This window comes from Collinsella aerofaciens (assembly GCF_015554145.1).
Taxonomy (GTDB): domain Bacteria; phylum Actinomycetota; class Coriobacteriia; order Coriobacteriales; family Coriobacteriaceae; genus Collinsella; species Collinsella aerofaciens_AA.
This window is the reverse complement of sequence record NZ_JADNHZ010000005.1, coordinates 26016-44227: the sequence shown is the minus strand read 5'-3', so window position 1 is coordinate 44227 and position 18212 is coordinate 26016. Positions and strand designations below refer to the sequence as shown.

Genomic DNA, 18212 nt, shown 5'->3' with positions numbered 1-18212 from the left:
CGCTGCTACTCGGCCTCTTCGGTATCCTTCGCATCGTCGGGCTCAACGGACTCGACGGGCACCGAGGTCACGTTGTCCTCGACCGAATCGACGATGTCGCGCACATGGGCCAGGAAGGCCGTGCGCTCGGGGGCTGTCATGACGCGGACGCGAGCCAGAATGAGCTCGTCGAGCACGCGCTGGGCCGCGGTCTCGCCCTGCATACCCAGACGCTCGGTCAGATCGGAGATGGTACCGCCGGCCTGTTCGAACATGTCGGATACGCTGCGGGCGATACCGGGGGCGCCTGCGTCCTTGCGCACCTGCTCGCCCTTGGTGTTAAGGTCGTCGAGAACCTTCTTGCTGCCCTCGACGGCAACGGCGGCGGCGCCGAAGCCCACGTTGATGGCGCCGTTAACAAGCTGATCGAGTTTCATAACCATGGTTGTCTCCAATCACAAACAACTGCATTGGCGTTCTTGTACCCAAGATTGAGTGAAAGCGACAAAGCGTTTAAGCGCTATTCGATCGACGGGAAATCCCTATCTCACGTTGTCGTTCATCGCGAAAGAGTTCTTCATGGCGCAGCTCGTGGTGTAGAGCACCTTGCCCAACAGGGCATCGGTCTCCACGCGCACGAGCTCGGCAAACTCCTCGTTGGCGCGTGCAAGCTCGGCAGGCACCTCGGCCTCGGGCAGAACGGCTACGGCAGCGTCGACGTCATGAATCTGCTTGTGGCCCATGCCGCCGACCTTCTCCTGATAATCCTCGACTGCGCGGCCGCACTCATGGAAGCGGACGTCGGCCAGCGCGCCGATCAGGCGGTTGGCCCAGTAGAAGTTTTCGGACGTCACGCGAGCCTGCGTGTCGGCAAAGTACTCGGGCATGGTCTCGACGTTGGCGTACAGCGGAACCAGCGCGTTAAACGAGTTGGAGCCAAAGGCCATCCACTGCACGGCGCGGTAGGCCGGATGCGCATAGGGGCGCAGCTGCAGCACAGCGAGCTGGCTGTTGCGGTTGATGCCGATGGGGCGATAGGCGCCACGCGTGGCGGGCGTACCCTTGCTGCCGTAGCAGTCGTACTCCGTGCCCTGGTAGTGGCTCGAAAGCACGTACTTGATGTCCTCGATGGTCACCCTGCGCTCGGGCACGCGGCTCCAGGGAATATCGTCGCTCTCGGGCGTGTAGTCGGCCTCGGGACCGTCCCACACATCGCTGGGGTTAAGGCAGCGCTGCATATACCAGGCGCGCGGCGTGTTGTAGACGTGGTCGCTGTCGCTGTGCGAGCCAAAGGCCTCGCGCGGGTTGAAGACCGCGGCCGGACCGTCGCCCTCGACGCCCAGCGTCAGGTCCAGATGCCACTCGGCCATCCAAGCGCGCAGGTCGGCGGAGCACATGTGATCGGCCTGGGCGCCCTCGGCGTCATCCAGGTCAAAGCTATCGATACCCAGCTGGTTGGGCATGGTCACATAAGCGTCATCGGGCACGCGCTTGGCGATCCAGTGGTGACCGCCGATGGTCTCGAGCCACCAGATCTCGTCCACGTCGCTAAAGGCGATGCCGTTGTTCTCGTAGGTGCCATAACGCTCGAGCAGGTCACCCAGAATGCGTACGCCGTCGCGGGCGGATTTGGCATATGGCAGCACCAGGGTCACCATGTCCTCCTCGCCCAGACCGCCGGGCTGCGCCGGAACGTATCCGTCCTCGCCCTCGTTGCCCTTGGCGGGCACGTAGTCCACGAGCGGGTCGGCGCCGCGAACGCGCTCGTTGGTGGTGAGCGTCTCGGTTGCAGACATGCCCACATTGAGCTCGTTGAAACCGGCCTCGGCCCAGATGCCGTGGCCCGGGACAACATCGGGGACGCTCGTGTAGCGCATGGGGTTATCGGGCAGTTCAACGGTCAGGTGACTCAGAACGCTCGTGTAGACGCGCGGCTGCTCGTCGGGATGCACCACGCGCATACGCTTGGGCTCAAACACCCCGTTGGACGAATCCTCGTTGCGGGCGACCAACGTCGACCCGTCGTAGCTCGCGTTCTTACCAACCAAAATCGTTGTGCACGGCATGCGCATCCTCCTTGAGCGAAGAAATCAAACGATAACAGTGTATCGCTTCGGCGCAGAAAGGGCGAAACCACGGCGCTGGCAACCCCTGTGGTCAAAAAATGCCAAATATGAGTACTGTCACCAATTTAGTAACAGCAATTTTGCTACGTATGGGTGTCGAAAGTCTACATTTGTTCAAAAATTAGATGATGTAATTCCTCATAGGTCCAATAAAATAGGCTCTCTATCGATAATAAATATCGTTAGAGAGCCTATTTGACCTAAAATATATGTGACTATCTTGGCAACAGTACTCATATTTGGCATTTTTTGTCCACGGGGTATAGAGCTAACCCCTCAAACAGCCCAAAACGCCTATTTCGATGCGCGCTCGGCCGCCTCGATCACGTGTTTGGCGAGGATCGCCGTCGTCACAGCGCCCACGCCGCCCGGCACGGGCGTGATGGCGTTAACGACCGGCTCCGCAGCATCAGAATCGACGTCACCCACCAGCTTGCCAGCGGCCTCGTCCCAATTAATGCCAACATCGATGATCGTCTGGTCCTCGCGAATGGCATCCACGCCAATCGTGTGCGCGCGTCCAACGGCGGCAACCACAATGTCGGCAGCACGGCACTCGGCAGCAAGGTCGCGCGTATGCGTATGGCACGTCGTCACGGTCGCATTGCGCGCCGTAAGCATGGCGGCAACAGGACGCCCGATCACCAGCGAGCGCCCGACCACAGCAACCTTAGCTCCATCCAGCTCAACGCCGTAATGATCCAGCAAAGCAAGCACGGCTTCGGCTGTGCAGGGGGCAAAACCCTCGCCGCGCCCCGAAAGCGTGGTGAGCAGCGAAGCCGGCGTCATGGAGTCAACGTCCTTGGCAGGATCGAGTGCCGCGGCAACCGCGTCCTCGTCAAGGCCGGCGGGCAGCGGGCGGAACATCAGGCAGCCATGAACAGACGAATCGGTATTGATGTCCTCGATGGCCGCCAACAGCTCGTCCTGCGAAACATCGGCGGGAAGCAAAACGCGGCGAGCTTCAATGCCAACCTTCTCGCAGCGCTTGAGCGCACCGCGCTCGTAGGATAGGTCGTCCTCGCGTTCACCCACACGCACGATAGCCAACGTCGGAACAACGCCCCGCTCGCGCAGGGCTGCGCAGCGAGCAGCAAGTTCCTCAGTCAACGCGCGGGCGACGGGAGCACCCTTCAGTAGCTCAGCCATGGCTATCCCCTCTTCCTTGCAGCGTCGGCGGCGCGGCGCGCCAGCGCATCGGCGCGCGGCAACCACGTGTCGAGCAACTCATCACACGCCGTCTCGAGCTCCTCAGCACGAGCGCGATCCTTCATAGACGTGGTGTTGGCAAAGAGCGTCAAGCTCGCGCCCTGCATAGCGGAACGGCAGAACACGGCGCCGCACGCCACATCGGACAGCAGCTGACGCGAACCCTTGTCGGCCATGTCCTCGAGCAGCGCCAGTGCACGCCCGCAGGCATCCATAATGCGATACGGCGGCATAGCGGCCACATGCAGCGCATCCTGAATCGCGGTCGCTCGAGCCGGATCGCCACGCGGAATACCATACGCCGCGGACACCTGCCCATATGCACGAACGTCCTCGGCAACCAACTCGACAAGCTCCTGGGCCAACTCATCTGCCTGGGCAAATGCGCGCGTCAGGTCATCCGCACGATCAACAAGCGCGGGATTGGTCGCACCGTAGCGGGCAACCATTCCGCACAGCGAGGCGCCCAGCGCGCCCACAAAGGCGCTCGCGCTGCCACCGCCGGGAACCGGCTCGCGCGCGGCAAGTGCCTCGGCAAACTCTCGACAGGTTTTATCCATCATCTCTTGGCTCATACGCACGCACCTTCAAGTCATATACATCGGTCAGGCGGCAACCGCCGACCAACCGCATCGATCACGTAATGGTGCTAAGTCTAGCCCATAAGCACATGGGCGTCAGCGCACCTGGCCATCGCGGATTTCTATGGCACACGATAGGCGGCAGCGACACAAACATGGGACACATGGCCCACCTTTCGAGACTTCCGGGCAGCGGCAACTGGGGCATACATATAGGTAAGGAGCCCTATGTTGGGGCAAGCTCATCACGGCACCGGACGACGAATGGAGGAATCACCGCACAGCAAACAAAGTCATCATGTGCACGCGCAACCGCTGCCCCAGCGATCCGCGGCGCACGATGTCCCTGGCAGACAAGGAGGACGCCACCATGAAGAAAAAGACCCTATCGATTCTTTCCCTTTGCATCGCCCTCTTTGCCGCGTTTGCCCTTGTCGGCTGCGGCGGGAGCGCATCGGGCGGAGGCGGCAGCACCACCAAGAGCGAGAGCAAGGAAAAGGCCCCCGTCGCCAAGAAGACCGACTTTATCTGGTTTAAGGTCGAGATGCCCGAGGGCGTCGGCGTAAGCGACTCCGCCGGCAAGAATGCCGACAGGGTCCAGCTCACCTTCCCCGAAGACGAGAACGCCTCGGCCGATCGCTTTATCCCCGTTTGGAAAAAAGCGATGACAGCCGAGGAATCCCACGCCGACCAGGCGGAAAAGAAGGGGGATACGTTCCAGTGGAAGGATGGCGGGTCCATCGAGTATAACGGCAGGACGTGGCTCGTCGGAACGTACGAGGACAACAGTGGCATCACAACCCTCCTCTTTACCGACGTTGAGCCGGGAAGCATCTATGTCCTTATCTCGAACTTCGACCAGCACAAGAAAGAAGCCGAGGCGCTCCTCAACTCCATCGAATTCCCCGATGACATGGCAGAGGCAGTTTCCGAGGCGCGCGAAGTCGAGATTTCGAGCATCGAGCTCAAGTAACGGGACACCCGCACGCGCCTACGCGCACCTGCGCACATGCGCCCCATTAAAGCAACGGGCACCCAACCCCGGGGAGGGCCGACAGCATCGGCCCTCCCCTCTTTTGCGTCCGAGCATATTGCCACTTAACGGCGCAAATCCGGCCCCCAGAATGGGACACATGGCCCACCCGAATGAGCTGCTCACGCGTACAGTAAAGACAGGTAATCCATGGGCGGTTACAGATCGAGGAGGACACGACCATGAAAAAGAAGGCCTTTGCGATTCTCACCCTCTGCATCAGTCTCTTTGCCGCGGTTGCCCTGGTGGGTTGCGGCGGAAGCGGCGGCGCTACCGGCAGTGGCGGTGGCGGCGGCGCAGAAAAGCCAGCCGTGGATATGAGGACCGACTTCATCTGGTTTAAGGTCGAGGTGCCCGAGGGCGTCGAAATCACGGACGTCGCAGGCGACACGGCCGATAGGGCCCAGTTTAAGTTCACCGAGAGCGAGCACGCCAGCGACCGCTTCATCCCCGTCTTCGACACTGACAAGAACGCCGACAAGCTGTTTGACTACGAGGCAAAGTGGAAGGCCAACTCCGGATGGACCGAGAGCGATCCCGTTAAGTACAACGGCAAGACCTGGCGCAGCGCCTACTTTACGCACTCGGGCGGCGTGACGACCGAGTACTTCACCGACGTTGACGGCGGCAGCGTGTACGTGCGCATCGACAACGTCGAGGAACACAAGGACGCCGTCGAGACCATGATGAAGTCTCTGGAGTTTGCCGACGACATCGCCGAAGCCAAGACCGAAGCCATGGACGTCAAGCTCGACGACATCGAGATCAAGCGCTAAACGACTGGCGAGCGCAGCGGGAAACACGGGCACAGTGCAAACAAGCGACGATACCCCAGCGCTTCGCACCAAGGGAGGATCGGCTCGCCGGTCTTCCCTTTCTTATGCCGATAGCCGGCGAACGCGAGGGTGCCGGACGCCGGAACCGCCCCAAATGTGGCAACGGTACGAAAACGGCAAGCACCCAAACACGTCCGCCCGCCGATTTATAGCGCCGCGCACACAATTTAAGCCGACACCTTTAAACATCTGGGCAGTATAGTGACCAAAACTATCGCATAACCGCACCCTGCGAACGGAGGAGTTATGACCGAACACCACGCCATCAGCCGTCGAGCATTCACGTTGGGCCTAGGACTCGCAGCATTGTCGCCATTTGCAAGCCTGCCCGAAACCGCAGCGCCGGGCATTCCCCTGCGAGCGGCATTTGCAGACGACACGCCCAAACCGGCGGAGCACCTCGGTAATTTCGTCATTCGCCTTCGCCCCGCGGGCTATTTTCGCACCGCGAGCGTCAACCAAGACGGCAACGTTCGCGGCAACGTCTGCCACCTGTTTAACGACGGCACGTCCAGCAAGCTCATCCTTGAGAACGTAACGACCAAGAATGACGATACAAACTGGTATGCTATCCGCACCTTGCTCAATTTCGAAGAGCATAAAAAGACGGGCTACAGCATTTGGTCGGTCGACGACGACTCGGACAAAGATGGAAAGGTCATCCACGTATGGGGCGGCGAGTATGACAACAAGCCCAGCCGCGCTTTTGCGTTCGAGCGCCAATCAAACGGAACCTATATCATCCGAGACCGCACGGTCGAGAAAGAAACCGAGAAAAAAGACATTAAGTACTTGGCAATAGAATCGAACGGCAAAGACCAGGACAACAATAAGATCTGCCATAAGAGTAAGAGCATTCCGTGGGAGCTCGAACTTATCGGTTACGACATGAAAAAGAACGATGCCACGGTTAGCAGCCTCGACTGGATCACGTACAGCAGCTACGTCGATGGGCCATGTTGGATGAAATACGTCGACGACAACAAGTTCCTCGACGAGCTGAGCATCCCGGGTACGCACGATTCGGGCACCTGCAGCGTGGACAACGACACTGAGCCCCAATCCTCGCAAGTAAAATGCCAGCAGGATTACATTCCCACGCAGTTGCTCGAGGGAATCCGCTATTTTGATATCCGACTCGGAAAGGGCGACGACCCCGGTATCGACCACGGGATTTTCTACCTACTCAAAAAAGACGGGAACTATCTGCATCTCTCCGATGTCATCGGGTACTTCAAAACGTTTTTGAACGAAAACCCGTCAGAAGCGCTCATCATGCTCGCATCGCGCGGCAACGATGAGGCTGCCGACGAAAGCATAACGACGGCCTTCGCCAAGGTTATGGCCGATAACCCCAACCTGTTCTACACATCGAGCCGCGTTCCCACGCTACACGAGGTGCGCGGAAAGATCGTTCTGCTGCGTCGATTTAGGCTCGCCGGCAACAGTGTAAGCGGCCATACGTGGGGCCTCGACCTTGCCGAATGGGATGACAAGATCAAGGCTCACTCCGACAGCACCACTATGTGTCTCGTCCAAGACGCGCGGGGCTTTGAAGCCGCGGGGGAAACAGGCGACAAAGAGCCCTATTGCACCAAGGTATACGCCCAGGACAAGTACAAACTCACGGGAACCGACAAGCTCAGCTGGGTCGATAATGCACTGAAGGAAACGACCGGGCGCACGCGCAACAAGGTGGACGTCGTGGACGATGGCGGGGCCAAGGTGCAAGCGCAGGAGCGTTGCTGGTCTATCAACTACACCAGCTGCACGGGCTTGTCGCACGGAGGCAATCCTTTTACCTCGGCACGAGTAGTCAACGAGCATCTGTATAAGAGCCCGTACATCAACCCCAGCGGCAACGAGGAAACAAAGTCAGATTACCTCAAGCACATTGGCATCATCGCATCCGACTTTGTTGATGCGGCACTGGCCCGGAGCATCTACCAGCGCAATTACAATTACGATACGAAGCACACGCAGTCGGCTTCGTACTACCTCCCGACCCGTATGCGCATGACATACGGCGACTCGCTGAGCGATGCCTCACTCCAGGATGGCAAGACCGTTGGCGAGGGTCATTTCCGTCTCGTCGACAGCAGCAACGTACTCAACGTGGCGGCTTCGGGCCATGCGTTTACCATCGAATATGTGGATGTCGACGCCTTGGGCAACGAGACCGTTACGGAGCTGCGGGGTCATGTGCCCATCGATATCGATCCGCGCGCGTTGACGCCCCATTTTGAGGGGCTCGAAGGCCTTAAGGCCGGCGAAGACGTGCGCGCCAAGATTGCGGCATCACTCGAGGGCAAGCTCGAAACCGATGCCTGCACGGCCCAGCTCGAGTTTGCGCACGACGCGGACGGCGCTCCGGGCACGGCAATGGTCGAGGGCGAGGCATTTACCGCAGGGACGTACTGGGTGCGCGCGAAAGGCCTTTTGGGCGACGCGGCGCAGAACTACACGCTCGCCAGCGACGGAGCCGCAAGCTTTACCGTTGCAGCCTCGGGCAACGCGGGCGGCAACGGCGCCGGCACCGACGGTGGCACGGGCTCCAACGCAGGTAGCGCCGACAAGAACGGCAAGGGCAAAAGCTCGGCCGGAAAACTCGCCGACACGGGCGACGGCTCTGGCGTTGCCGCCGGGCTCGCTGCCGCCGCCGTGGCGACGACGGTCGCAGGTGCAGCAATGCTTGCCAGTGACCGCGAAGACAGCGAAGGCGCTAGCGAATAGGCAAGCCAGCCTTTTAGACACATCGACTCAATCGGGGGCGCAGAACACCGTTCTGTGCCCCCGATTTTTACCTTGGCCCGAACGCCGCTTTCGACTACATCACCATGTTCAGCGCGTTAACAAACTCCTGGGCCTTCGCACGACTGCTCAGGCTAAAGACACAAGCGGTCAACAGCCTGTTACGTAGGAAAACGTCGCGGCCCTTGATCCTGTTGACCCCAGTGATGTCCTTAAGGTAAACAATCTCGGTGTGCTTGCCACCAAACGTGCCCTTCTTGAGCACCTCAATACGGTTAGGGTAGATCTTGACGTCTTTAAACCTACCCGAACCTTTGTCCTGGAATAGCAGCGTGTTCTTGTCCGTGCATGTCACTCCCGTGGGGTTCGCTAAAACTGCCTTTATGGTCACATTTTAACCACCGCAAGGCCCCCATGCGAAGGTGCCAGACAACGCAGCAATTCGTGTCCGCGCGAGGCTTTAAACTAAATGTAATAAAGATGCATTCCTCAAGAGGAAAGTCGGGCGATATTGATGGGTGAACTGGTAAACCGCGGGGAATCGACAATCGTGCCAGAAGTTTTTTACAAGCAGGTTTCCTCGATTCTCAACGCCGCTCGCAACAAGGCATATACCGCCGTTAACTTTGCGATGGTTGAGGCATATTGGGAGATCGGCAAGAGCATTGTTGATGAACAGGGCGGAGAGGAGCGCGCAGCATATGGAGAGGCATTGATTGCGGGCCTCTCCAGAAGGCTTACCGCGGATTTCGGAAGAGGCTTTGGCATCGCAAACCTTCGCAATATGCGTCAGTTCTTTCTTGCGTTTCCAATTCGCGACGCACTGCGTAGCGAATTGAGCTGGACTCATTACCGCAGGTTGATGCGCATTCCCGACCCTGATGCTCGCGCCTGGTACATGAACGAATGCGCCAATTCTCGCTGGAGCACGCGCCAGCTCGAACGCCAGATCAACACCATGTTCCGAGAGCGCCTGCTTGCCAGCAAGGACAAGGAGGCCGTCACCCAGGAAATCCAAAAGAGCGCCCCGGCTCGTCGCCCCGAGGATATCATCCGCGACCCATATGTACTGGAGTTTTTAGGCTTCTCGGACGATACTGCGTTTCGCGAGAGCGATCTAGAGCAGGCGCTCATCACGCATCTTCAGAAGTTCCTGCTGGAGCTTGGCCGTGGTTTCGCTTTCGAGGCGCGCCAAAAGCGCATCACCTTTGATGGGCGCCATTTCTATATTGACCTGGTGTTTTACAACTATCTGATACGCTGCTTCGTGCTCATCGACCTTAAGACCGATGACCTTACGCATCAGGACCTGGGCCAGATGCAAATGTATGTGAACTACTACACGCGCGAGCTCATGAACGAAGGCGACAATCCGCCCATAGGCATCGTGCTCTGCGCGGACAAAAGCGATTCGATCGTCGAGTACACGCTGCCCGAAGACAACGACCAAGTGTTTGCCGCCAAATACCTGCCGTATCTTCCAAGCAAGGAAGAGCTGGCGCGCGAGCTGAGTGCCGAGTACCGCGCCATCAACGAAGCGACCAATGGCGAAACGCAAGGGTAGCAGCACGTTGCGACCGAAACGCCCGCACGCCTGTGAGCCGTCCCGCGCTGCGCTTCCCTACTTCCCAAAGATCGCAGCGAGCAAGCCCTTGCGTTTGGGCTTCTCCTCTCGGCAGGAACCCTCGGCCACCGCTACCACCTGACGCGGCTGCTCGCCGCCTCCACGGCGCACGATCTGGTACAGGAAGGGCGATTTAACGTATTTGACCTCGATGGGCGTGGCGTGCACGGTGCTTTCGCTCGACAGCATCACGTTGGGATTGAGCGGTGCCACGATATGCGTTTCGCGCTTGTCGCTAAACACCACCGCGGCCGCGCGGCCCGTCTGGCCGTTCACGGCGATGCGCACCTGCTCGCCGTCGCGGCTGTCCGTCGCCGGACGATCGACAAAGTAGACCGGCACCATAACTAGGCCGTCCTTGTGCTTGCGGGCCTTGCATGCCCACGTGCGGATACTCTTTTTATTGAGCCCCAGTACAGCCTCGGCGTCGTTGCCGGCAATGTCGAGCGCCAGCTTATCAATGACCACCTGGTCCTTGGTAGACGCATCGACGGAGACGACGCGGAAATCGCCTTCCTGCATGGCGGGATCGAACGGACCGACCTTGGCAAAGTCCCACGGCTCCAAAATGCCCATGAGACGAACGTCCAGGTAGTTTGCCCGCGGATACGCCCAGTCGAGCACCTCGTAGTACACCAGGGTTTCCTTGCTCAGGCCCTTGCCCGGGAAGCTCGCCATCATGCGCAGATCCGCGAGCGCCATGGGGAAGTAGAAGAGCATCATGTCGTTTTGGATCGCGTCTTCCACATCGTGCCCGGCAAAGGCGTCGGGGTACTGGCGCACCAGCTGCAACGCGTTGGCACGTGCCTGCTGCGGCGAGATTTCGCAGGGAATACCCTGCTCCGGCACATACTCCGCACCCACGCCCATGGTCAGACGCTTGCTAAACGTACCGGGCTTGAGCAGGTCGGCAATGCCGATCTTGTTGCCGCAGGACGGGCACTCAAACACACGCTGCGTTGACTCGCCCTCAAAGGACGCTCCGCAGAAGGGGCAAGGAATGCTCACATGCGTGGCCTCTTGGAACTCCTGGGCCGTGCCGCGGTCTTCCCACAGCAGATGCTCCAGAACCGACTGATTGCGCCAGTGCTCATTAAAGAAATACCAGTCCGGGTCCTCCGGGCGCTCGAGTTGCGACACATGCGTGAGCTTGAGCAGTCCATCCACCACCGTCAACGGCGTATGGCGAATGCCCAAAGCGCTCTTGGGCTCTCCGGCGTCCGCCTGCCACGGAATGACCGCACCGCAATAAGCGCACTCAAAACTGCGCTTAGCTTGGTGCGAGTACATAGGGCCGCCGCAGTTTTGACATTTAATGGCAAACATCTCGTCCATGGAAACGTCCTCCTTTGCACAGGGGCTGTCGACATTGAGTATGTCGAGCAAACAGGCACATGCCCATACCCATGTGGCCCAAAATGGACCACCCAGGCAGACGAGAAGGCTCGCTCGTTAGCACCGGCAGACTATTGCTGCATTTTCTGAGCATCGGTGCACGGCGCCCCCGCGCGAGCTACACTATCCCCTTAAACATGATTGTGAGGACGACCGCTATGCTATTTGTAAATCGGCTGGTACATACGCTTGTTCCCGGCAGCGAGGGCGAGCCGGTCGATACCTCCTGCCGCTCCAACGCGGGCTTCGCCGCAAGCCTCATCTGCATTGGCCTCAACATCACCTTGTGCCTGGCCAAGGGCATCGCGGGCCTGCTCGCTGGCTCCGTCTCCCTCATCGCCGACGCTTTCAACAACCTCTCCGATGCCTCGAGCAACATCGTGAGCCTGCTCGGGTTCCGCCTCGCCAGCCGCCCGGCAGACGAAGGCCACCCCTATGGCCACGGCCGCTACGAGTACCTCGCCGGCTTGTTTGTCGCCGTCCTGGTTTGCGCCGTCGGCATCAACCTGATCCTCGAGTCGGTCACCAAGATCATCAAGCCTTCCCCCACCGCTTACACGCTCGTTTCCCTTGCGGCACTGGCTACATCCATGCTCGTTAAGCTCTGGATGGCCGCATTCAACCGCGCGCTGGGCAACCGTATCGATTCCGAAACACTCATTGCCACAGCACAGGACTCCAAAAACGACGTCATCACCTCGGGCTCGGTCTTGGTGGCGGCGCTTATTTCGCAGACGGCCGGCTTTGACCTCGATGGCTGGGCAGGCCTGGGTGTGGGCATCTTCATCTGCATCAGCGGCATGGGCCTAGTGCGCGACGCCATCAGCCCGTTGCTGGGGCAAGCGCCCGACCCCAAGCTCGTCCAAGCAATCCGCGACAAGATCATGTCCTATCCGCAGGTCTTGGGCACACACGACCTGATGGTGCACGACTACGGCCCCGGTCGTCAGTTTGCCAGCGCTCACGTGGAGATGCCCGGCGAGGGCGACGCATTTGAGCACCACGAGATCCTGGACACCATCGAGCACGACATCAAGCGCCAGATGGGCATTGGCATCACGCTGCACTGCGACCCCATCGCGACAACCGGCGATGATTTGCGCGGCTGGGTCAAGCGCGGCGTTATGCAGATCGACCCCGCGCTCTCCATCCACGACCTGCACGAGCACGACGGGTTCGTTTCGTTTGACCTGGTGCGCCCCGACGGCTTTGACATATCCGACGAGGAGCTGCTGGAGCTCGTCACGCGCATCGTGCACGAGCGCCGACCCAATGCCTCATGCGTCGTTACGTTTGACTCGGGCTTTAGCTCGCCCGACCGTCCGGCTGAACAGCTGTAGCCCGCTTAACAGCTAGTTTCCCTGCGCGCCCGAGATGCCGTTTTGCAGTGCGTTCCAGGCATCCGTCGCCATGTCGCCCAAGTTCTGCGCGGTGTCGCCCAGGTTTTGTGCCGTATCGCCCAGCTCTTGCGCCTTGTCTCCCAACTCCTGTGCCTTGTTGCTCAAGTCCTCCAGCGTATTGGAGCTCGAGTTGTCGGTACCGCTTTGGCCGTCGGACGAGTTGCCCGAGCTGTTCTTGTGCGTGAGTTGAATTTCGAGGTTGCCGTTGTCGTTATAGTAGGCAGAAGTAACGACCCAGTTGGCATCGACGACGGGCGTTGAGCCATCATCAGTCAGGACCACGGCATCCGAAAGATCGGCGCCGCGCGACTTGAGGATCTTCTTGGCGTTGGACCAGTACTGCCCCGGGATATCGCTCAGATCGACGGTGCTAGACGAGGCGGACTCGGTTTGCTCGGCAGTGGCATCGGCCGTTGAACTCCCTCGTTTGTTAAGCATGCCCGACACGATGGCAAACACAACCGACAGCGCAAAGAAGATCGCCAGTACGATGAGGATCTTCTTGATCACGCTCGACGAACGCGACGGCGTCTCTTCCTCGTCCTCACCATACTGCGGGATCGATTTGGGGTACTCGCGATACGGCTCGCGCGACTCGTAGCGAGACTGCGCCGTGCGAGGCATATACGTCGTCTGCTGAGGCTGCGGAATGGGATTTTGCGGCAGGTCATCATAGGGATTCGGCGTCGAGGCGGCATAAGAATCCTGCGGCGCGTAATCAAACGGGTCCGGAGCTGCGTTGCCATAGGGGCCTTGCGAAGATACGGCATAAGAATCCCGCGCTGTGTCGCCATAGCCCATAACCCGGGTTGGCTCGGCAGAAGGCTGCGTCGCGGCGGGGTCGGTATAACCGGGGTTGGGAACAACGCGGGTCGCATCGGCGCTATCGCCAGCCTGCGCGGAACCGTAGCCGCCCATCACGGTTGTCTTGTCCTGATCCATGCAACGATTCCTTTCCGTCGCGCGTGAGCCTCAAGTTATCCATGCATTCTACCCGCGCAAAAGCCTATGATGGGCAGAGCCCGTCGGTATCTACAAGACATGCGCGGGCCTAAGGATAAAAAAGCCCCGCCGGGCCTTGTGGGCACGACGGGGCGGGCAAGCAGCTATGGGCAACAGGCTTAGAACAGGCCGGTGATGTTGCCGTCGTTGTCGACGTCGATGTTCTCAGCCGCGGGGACCTTGGGCAGGCCCGGCATGGTCAGAACACTGCCAGTCAGTGCGACCACAAAGTGGGCACCGGCGGAAACCTTGAGCTCGCGCACCGTGATGCGGAAGTTCTCGGGAGCGCCCAGGGCCTTGGCGTTGTCGCTAAAGCTGTACTGCGTCTTGGCCACGCACACCGGCAGGTTGCCAAAGCCGTTCTCGCGCAGCTCGGCGAGCTGGCGCTTGGCGGCCGGCGTAAAGTCAACGCCGTCGGCGCGGTAGACCTTGGTGGCAATGGCCTCAAGAGCGTCGGCCACATCGGCGCCGTCCTCATAGGCAAACTTGAGCTCGCTCGGCTGCTCAATCAGACGCATGACCTCATCGGCAAGCTCGAGCGCGCCCTCGCCGCCCTTGGCCCAGACCTCGGAAAGCTTAACGTTGACGCCGAGCTTCTGGCACTCGGACTCGATGAGCGCAAGCTCGGCCTCGGTGTCCGTCGGGAAGCGGTTGATGGCGACCACGCAGGGCAGACCATAAACGTTCTGGATGTTGTCGACGTGACGCAGCAGGTTGGGCATGCCGGCCTTGAGTGCCTCGAGGTTCTCCTCGTTGAGGTCGGCCTTGGCGACGCCACCGTTGTACTTCAGCGCACGAGCGGTCGCGACGACCACGACGGCGCTGGGGCGAACGCCCGTCATACGGCACTTGATGTCGAGGAACTTCTCGGCACCCAGATCGGCACCGAAGCCGGCCTCGGTAATGGCAACATCGCCAAAGCGCATCGCCATACGCGTGGCCATGATAGAGTTGCAGCCGTGGGCGATGTTGGCGAAGGGGCCGCCGTGGACAAACGCGGGCGTGCCCTCGAGCGTTTGCACCAGGTTGGGCTTGAGCGCGTCCTTAAGCAACGCGGCCATGGCACCCTGGGCCTTAAGGTCGCGGGCACGGACAGGCTCGCCGGCAAAGCTGTAGCCGACGACGATCTCGCCCAGGCGCTCCTTGAGGTCGTTAATGCTCGTAGACAGGCACAGGATTGCCATGACCTCGGAGGCGACGGTGATATCGAAGCCGTCCTCGCGCGGCACGCCCTGGGCCTTACCGCCAATACCGTCGATGACGTGGCGCAGCTGACGGTCGTTCATATCGACGACGCGCTTCCAAGTGATGCGTTTAACGTCGATGCCAAGCTGGTTGCCCTGCTGAATATGGTTGTCGAGCATGGCGGCCAGCAGGTTGTTGGCAGCACCGATGGCATGGAAGTCGCCGGTAAAGTGCAGGTTGATATCCTCCATGGGGATGACCTGAGCCCAGCCGCCGCCGGCAGCGCCGCCCTTAACGCCAAAGACGGGGCCAAGCGAAGGCTCGCGCAGGGCCACGGCGCTCTTGACGCCGCGACGGCGCAGGCCGTCGGCCAGACCGATGGTCGTGGTGGTCTTGCCCTCGCCCGCAGGCGTTGGGTTGATAGCGGTCACGAGGACGAGCTTGGCCTGGTGATCAGTCGGCTCGTTGAGCAGTGAATAATCGACCTTAGCCTTGTCGAAGCCGTACGGAATCAGGTGCTTAACGTCGACGCCGGCGTTCTTGGCCACCTCGGTAATAGGCAGCGGCGTGACAGAACGTGCGATTTCGATGTCAGTAGGCATGGGCGGTCCTTTCGTTACCGAATGAGAAAAAGACCAATTCAGCATAGCACGGGCGCGCAATAGTAAAACACCCGTAACCGATGAATGGCGATATGTTTATCCAATGCTCAGCGATAGCTTAACAGCCCGCCAAAACAAAGCGCCCTAAATGGTAGGTTCAATCCCCAAGTGCTCAAAGGTGCGAAGCGTTGCCTGGCGGCCCTGGGGCGTGCGAATCATCAAGCCGCACTGCAGCAGATAGGGCTCATAGACATCCTCGAGCGTTCCCGGGTCCTCGCCCACCGCGCTGGCAAGCGTTGTCAGGCCCACGGCACGTCCGGAGAACGTCTTAGCGAGTGTCTCCAAAATGCGAATATCCATCCAGTCCAGACCAAGCTCATCGATCTCGAAGAACTCGAGCGCCTGACGGCAAATATCAAGCTCAATGGGACCGTTGCCGCGCACCTGTGCGTAATCGCGCACGCGCTTGAGCAGGCGGTTGGCAAGACGTGGCGTGCCGCGCGAACGCGAGCCGATCTCGAGCGCACTGGGGTGGTCGATCGCCACGCCCAGGATGGACGCCGAGCGCGTCACAATCTGCGCGAGCTCCTCGACCGTGTAGTAATCCAGGCGATATGAAATGCCAAAGCGGTCGCGCAGCGGGCCAGTCAGCATACCCGAGCGGGTCGTTGCTGCTACGAGCGTAAACTTGGGGATATCCAGGCGAATCGAGCGCGCCGCCGGACCCTTGCCAATCACGATATCGAGGGCAAAGTCCTCCATCGCGGGGTACAAGACTTCCTCGACCGAACGGTTGAGGCGGTGGATCTCGTCGATAAACAGCACATCACCCGGCTGCAGGTTGGTAAGGATAGCCGCCAGGTCGCCGGTGCGCGCGATGGCAGGACCACTCGTGGTCTTGATCTGAGCGCCCAGCTCGTTGGCGATAACGGTGGCCAGCGTGGTCTTGCCCAGGCCCGGAGGACCCGAGAAAATCACGTGGTCGAGCGTCTCGCCACGGCTCTGCGCCGCTTCGATCAACACGCGCAGGCTCTGCTTGATGTGCTCCTGGCCACAGTAGTCGTCCAGGCGCTGGGGGCGCAAAGTGCGGTCGACATCGAGGTCCTCGGCCGTCAGCTCCGAGCCCACCATGCGCTCGCCGTGCGCCATGGATGCCGCCGGCGAGTTGCCGGGCGTCGACCACAGGTCCTGAGAGTCATCGGCTTCCCACATCACGCATCCATTCCGAGTCGCTTAAGCGCCGCGCCGAGCAGATCCTCGACACGCATATTCTGCCCATCATACCCGCTCAGGGCAACATCGGTCTCCTGCGGGCTAAAGCCCATGGAAAGGAGCGCCGCACGGGCGTCATCGATGGCCGAGGGAGCGGCAGCGGGCACGGGCATCGCAACCTGGCCGGGAATCACGTCGACCGGCACAAAGCCCTTGTCCTTGGCAAAGGTGCTCTTGAGCTCCAGGATCAGACGCTGAGCTGTCTTTTTGCCCACACCGGGCACCTTGGCCATGCCCTTGTCGTCCTCGGCCATCACCAGCGAATACAATTGCCCCACGGTATAGGTGGAAAGCACGGCGAGCGCCAAGCGCGGGCCAACGCCCGAGACAGACACGAGCCGATCGAACATCGTGCGCTCATCCTTAGAGGAAAAACCGAAAAGTGTCATGGCGTCCTCGCGCACTTGCATACGCGTGTAGAGGCGGACCTCGCCGCCGGGCGTCGGCAACGTGGCCGCAGTGCTGCCCGAGATGCCGAGCTCAAAGCCAACGCCCGACACATCGACGACAGTAGAGCTCATCGTGGCCTCGACAAGCGTTCCGTGGAGCTGGGAAATCATCAGTATCCGGTTCCTCTCTGTTGATAGAACTCGCCACCGGTGAGGGCGCGGGTGCGGCTGAGGTTTACGTGGCAGATGGCGCAAGCCAGGGCATCGGCGGCATGGTCGGGATGAGGGTCGTGGTCGAGCTGCGTGAGCGTGCGCACCATGTAGGCGACCTGTCGCTTGTCCGCGGCGCCGGTACCCACCACAGCCTGCTTGATCTGCATAGGCGTGTACTCGCCGATCTCGAGCGCGCACTCCGAAAGCGCCACGAGCGCGGCACCGCGGGCATGTGCCGTGGGGATGGCCGAACGAACGTTGGCGCCAAAGTAGACGCTCTCGACAGCAGCCGTGTCGGGTCGATAACGCTCGACGACATCCTTAAGGTCATGGGCGATATGCGACAGGCGCACCGCGAGCGGACTTCCGGCACTGGTCTCGATGCAGCCATAGGCACGGCAGCGGACCTCGCCACGCCGCTCCTCGATAATCCCCCAACCCGTATGAGCCAAACCGGGGTCGATACCCAAAATGACCAAGCCAACCTCCCCTCGCCACAAGCACAGCGCAAGACAAGGCCCCGCGCATCATTCACGAACGTCTGTTCTAGAATAACACAACGGGGCCAAGATGCTTAGTTGAAGTGTCGGGGTTGAAAGCGAATCCTATCCCATA

At 60.3% G+C, this 18212-nt stretch carries 16 protein-coding genes; 5 read left to right on the top strand and 11 right to left on the bottom strand.

Annotated features, from left to right (window positions below):
* Positions 1 to 5 precede the first annotated feature (5 nt).
* The 4 genes from I2E13_RS03015 to I2E13_RS03000 form a co-directional block, all read right to left on the bottom strand.
* The gene (locus tag I2E13_RS03015; protein WP_117639744.1) at positions 6 to 422 is read right to left on the bottom strand and encodes a hypothetical protein; all 417 of its coding nucleotides are present in this window, start codon (positions 420 to 422) and stop codon (positions 6 to 8) included.
* Positions 423 to 521: 99 nt separating this feature from the next.
* Entirely contained in the window at positions 522 to 2045 is a 1524-nt protein-coding gene (locus tag I2E13_RS03010; RefSeq protein ID WP_195404150.1) for a C69 family dipeptidase, read from the bottom strand.
* Positions 2046 to 2399: 354 nt separating this feature from the next.
* A complete protein-coding gene (locus tag I2E13_RS03005; protein ID WP_195404149.1) occupies positions 2400 to 3254 on the bottom strand; it encodes a bifunctional 5,10-methylenetetrahydrofolate dehydrogenase/5,10-methenyltetrahydrofolate cyclohydrolase in 855 nt (284 codons plus the stop codon).
* A 2-nt stretch (positions 3255 to 3256) separates the two neighbouring features.
* Positions 3257 to 3889, bottom strand: coding sequence for a cyclodeaminase/cyclohydrolase family protein (locus I2E13_RS03000; protein ID WP_195404148.1), 633 nt, complete (start codon positions 3887 to 3889; stop codon positions 3257 to 3259).
* A gap of 376 nt (positions 3890 to 4265) precedes the next feature.
* On the opposite strand from I2E13_RS03000, the gene I2E13_RS02995 reads away from it, so the two are divergent.
* From I2E13_RS02995 to I2E13_RS02985, 3 genes are all read left to right on the top strand, one after another.
* Positions 4266 to 4868: a hypothetical protein gene (locus I2E13_RS02995; protein ID WP_195404147.1), complete on the top strand. Its 603-nt coding sequence runs from the start codon at positions 4266 to 4268 to the stop codon at positions 4866 to 4868.
* 242 nt (positions 4869 to 5110) lie between these two features.
* The gene (locus tag I2E13_RS02990; protein WP_195404146.1) at positions 5111 to 5704 is read left to right on the top strand and encodes a hypothetical protein; all 594 of its coding nucleotides are present in this window, start codon (positions 5111 to 5113) and stop codon (positions 5702 to 5704) included.
* 306 nt (positions 5705 to 6010) lie between these two features.
* On the top strand, positions 6011 to 8497 hold the full coding sequence (locus I2E13_RS02985; protein WP_195404145.1) for a phosphatidylinositol-specific phospholipase C: 2487 nt from the start codon (positions 6011 to 6013) through the stop codon (positions 8495 to 8497).
* Between the two features lie 94 nt (positions 8498 to 8591).
* On the opposite strand, the gene I2E13_RS02980 is transcribed toward I2E13_RS02985, so the two are convergent.
* Positions 8592 to 8870, bottom strand: a complete 279-nt coding sequence (locus tag I2E13_RS02980; protein WP_195404144.1) for a hypothetical protein — start codon at positions 8868 to 8870, stop codon at positions 8592 to 8594.
* Positions 8871 to 9065: 195 nt separating this feature from the next.
* Between I2E13_RS02980 and I2E13_RS02975 the strand changes: the two genes are divergently transcribed.
* Positions 9066 to 10079, top strand: a complete 1014-nt coding sequence (locus I2E13_RS02975) for a PDDEXK nuclease domain-containing protein (protein ID WP_195404143.1) — start codon at positions 9066 to 9068, stop codon at positions 10077 to 10079.
* A 57-nt stretch (positions 10080 to 10136) separates the two neighbouring features.
* Here the strand turns inward: I2E13_RS02975 and I2E13_RS02970 are convergent, their stop codons facing one another.
* A complete protein-coding gene (locus tag I2E13_RS02970) occupies positions 10137 to 11474 on the bottom strand; it encodes a TFIIB-type zinc ribbon-containing protein (RefSeq protein WP_195404142.1) in 1338 nt (445 codons plus the stop codon).
* A 218-nt stretch (positions 11475 to 11692) separates the two neighbouring features.
* Here I2E13_RS02970 and I2E13_RS02965 point away from each other — a divergent pair, with 218 nt between their 5' ends.
* Complete coding sequence (locus I2E13_RS02965; protein WP_195404141.1) at positions 11693 to 12874, top strand: cation diffusion facilitator family transporter; 1182 nt, start codon at positions 11693 to 11695, stop codon at positions 12872 to 12874.
* A gap of 12 nt (positions 12875 to 12886) precedes the next feature.
* On the opposite strand, the gene I2E13_RS02960 is transcribed toward I2E13_RS02965, so the two are convergent.
* From I2E13_RS02960 to ruvC, 5 genes are all read right to left on the bottom strand, one after another.
* Complete coding sequence (locus I2E13_RS02960) at positions 12887 to 13876, bottom strand: hypothetical protein (RefSeq protein ID WP_195404140.1); 990 nt, start codon at positions 13874 to 13876, stop codon at positions 12887 to 12889.
* A gap of 179 nt (positions 13877 to 14055) precedes the next feature.
* Positions 14056 to 15723, bottom strand: coding sequence for a formate--tetrahydrofolate ligase (locus I2E13_RS02955; RefSeq protein WP_089572156.1), 1668 nt, complete (start codon positions 15721 to 15723; stop codon positions 14056 to 14058).
* A 144-nt stretch (positions 15724 to 15867) separates the two neighbouring features.
* Positions 15868 to 16935, bottom strand: coding sequence for a Holliday junction branch migration DNA helicase RuvB (gene ruvB / locus I2E13_RS02950; RefSeq protein ID WP_195404139.1), 1068 nt, complete (start codon positions 16933 to 16935; stop codon positions 15868 to 15870).
* Positions 16935 to 17555: a Holliday junction branch migration protein RuvA gene (ruvA, locus tag I2E13_RS02945; RefSeq protein ID WP_195404138.1), complete on the bottom strand. Its 621-nt coding sequence runs from the start codon at positions 17553 to 17555 to the stop codon at positions 16935 to 16937. The genes ruvB and ruvA overlap by 1 nt, the downstream gene beginning before the upstream one ends.
* Positions 17555 to 18076, bottom strand: coding sequence for a crossover junction endodeoxyribonuclease RuvC (ruvC, locus tag I2E13_RS02940; protein WP_195404137.1), 522 nt, complete (start codon positions 18074 to 18076; stop codon positions 17555 to 17557). Before ruvC ends, ruvA begins: the two co-directional genes overlap by 1 nt.
* Positions 18077 to 18212: the final 136 nt, after the last annotated feature.

Coding starts and splice junctions, on each gene's coding strand:
- I2E13_RS02955 (WP_089572156.1), bottom strand. CDS start 15,723: ATGCCTACTGACATCGAAATCGCACGTTCTGTCACGCCGCTGCCTATT.
- I2E13_RS02990 (WP_195404146.1), top strand. CDS start 5,111: ATGAAAAAGAAGGCCTTTGCGATTCTCACCCTCTGCATCAGTCTCTTT.
- I2E13_RS03005 (WP_195404149.1), bottom strand. CDS start 3,254: ATGGCTGAGCTACTGAAGGGTGCTCCCGTCGCCCGCGCGTTGACTGAG.
- I2E13_RS03010 (WP_195404150.1), bottom strand. CDS start 2,045: ATGCCGTGCACAACGATTTTGGTTGGTAAGAACGCGAGCTACGACGGG.
- I2E13_RS03015 (WP_117639744.1), bottom strand. CDS start 422: ATGGTTATGAAACTCGATCAGCTTGTTAACGGCGCCATCAACGTGGGC.
- ruvB (WP_195404139.1), bottom strand. CDS start 16,935: ATGTGGGAAGCCGATGACTCTCAGGACCTGTGGTCGACGCCCGGCAAC.
- I2E13_RS02985 (WP_195404145.1), top strand. CDS start 6,011: ATGACCGAACACCACGCCATCAGCCGTCGAGCATTCACGTTGGGCCTA.
- I2E13_RS02960 (WP_195404140.1), bottom strand. CDS start 13,876: ATGGATCAGGACAAGACAACCGTGATGGGCGGCTACGGTTCCGCGCAG.
- I2E13_RS02995 (WP_195404147.1), top strand. CDS start 4,266: ATGAAGAAAAAGACCCTATCGATTCTTTCCCTTTGCATCGCCCTCTTT.
- ruvA (WP_195404138.1), bottom strand. CDS start 17,555: ATGATTTCCCAGCTCCACGGAACGCTTGTCGAGGCCACGATGAGCTCT.
- I2E13_RS02970 (WP_195404142.1), bottom strand. CDS start 11,474: ATGGACGAGATGTTTGCCATTAAATGTCAAAACTGCGGCGGCCCTATG.
- I2E13_RS03000 (WP_195404148.1), bottom strand. CDS start 3,889: ATGAGCCAAGAGATGATGGATAAAACCTGTCGAGAGTTTGCCGAGGCA.
- I2E13_RS02965 (WP_195404141.1), top strand. CDS start 11,693: ATGCTATTTGTAAATCGGCTGGTACATACGCTTGTTCCCGGCAGCGAG.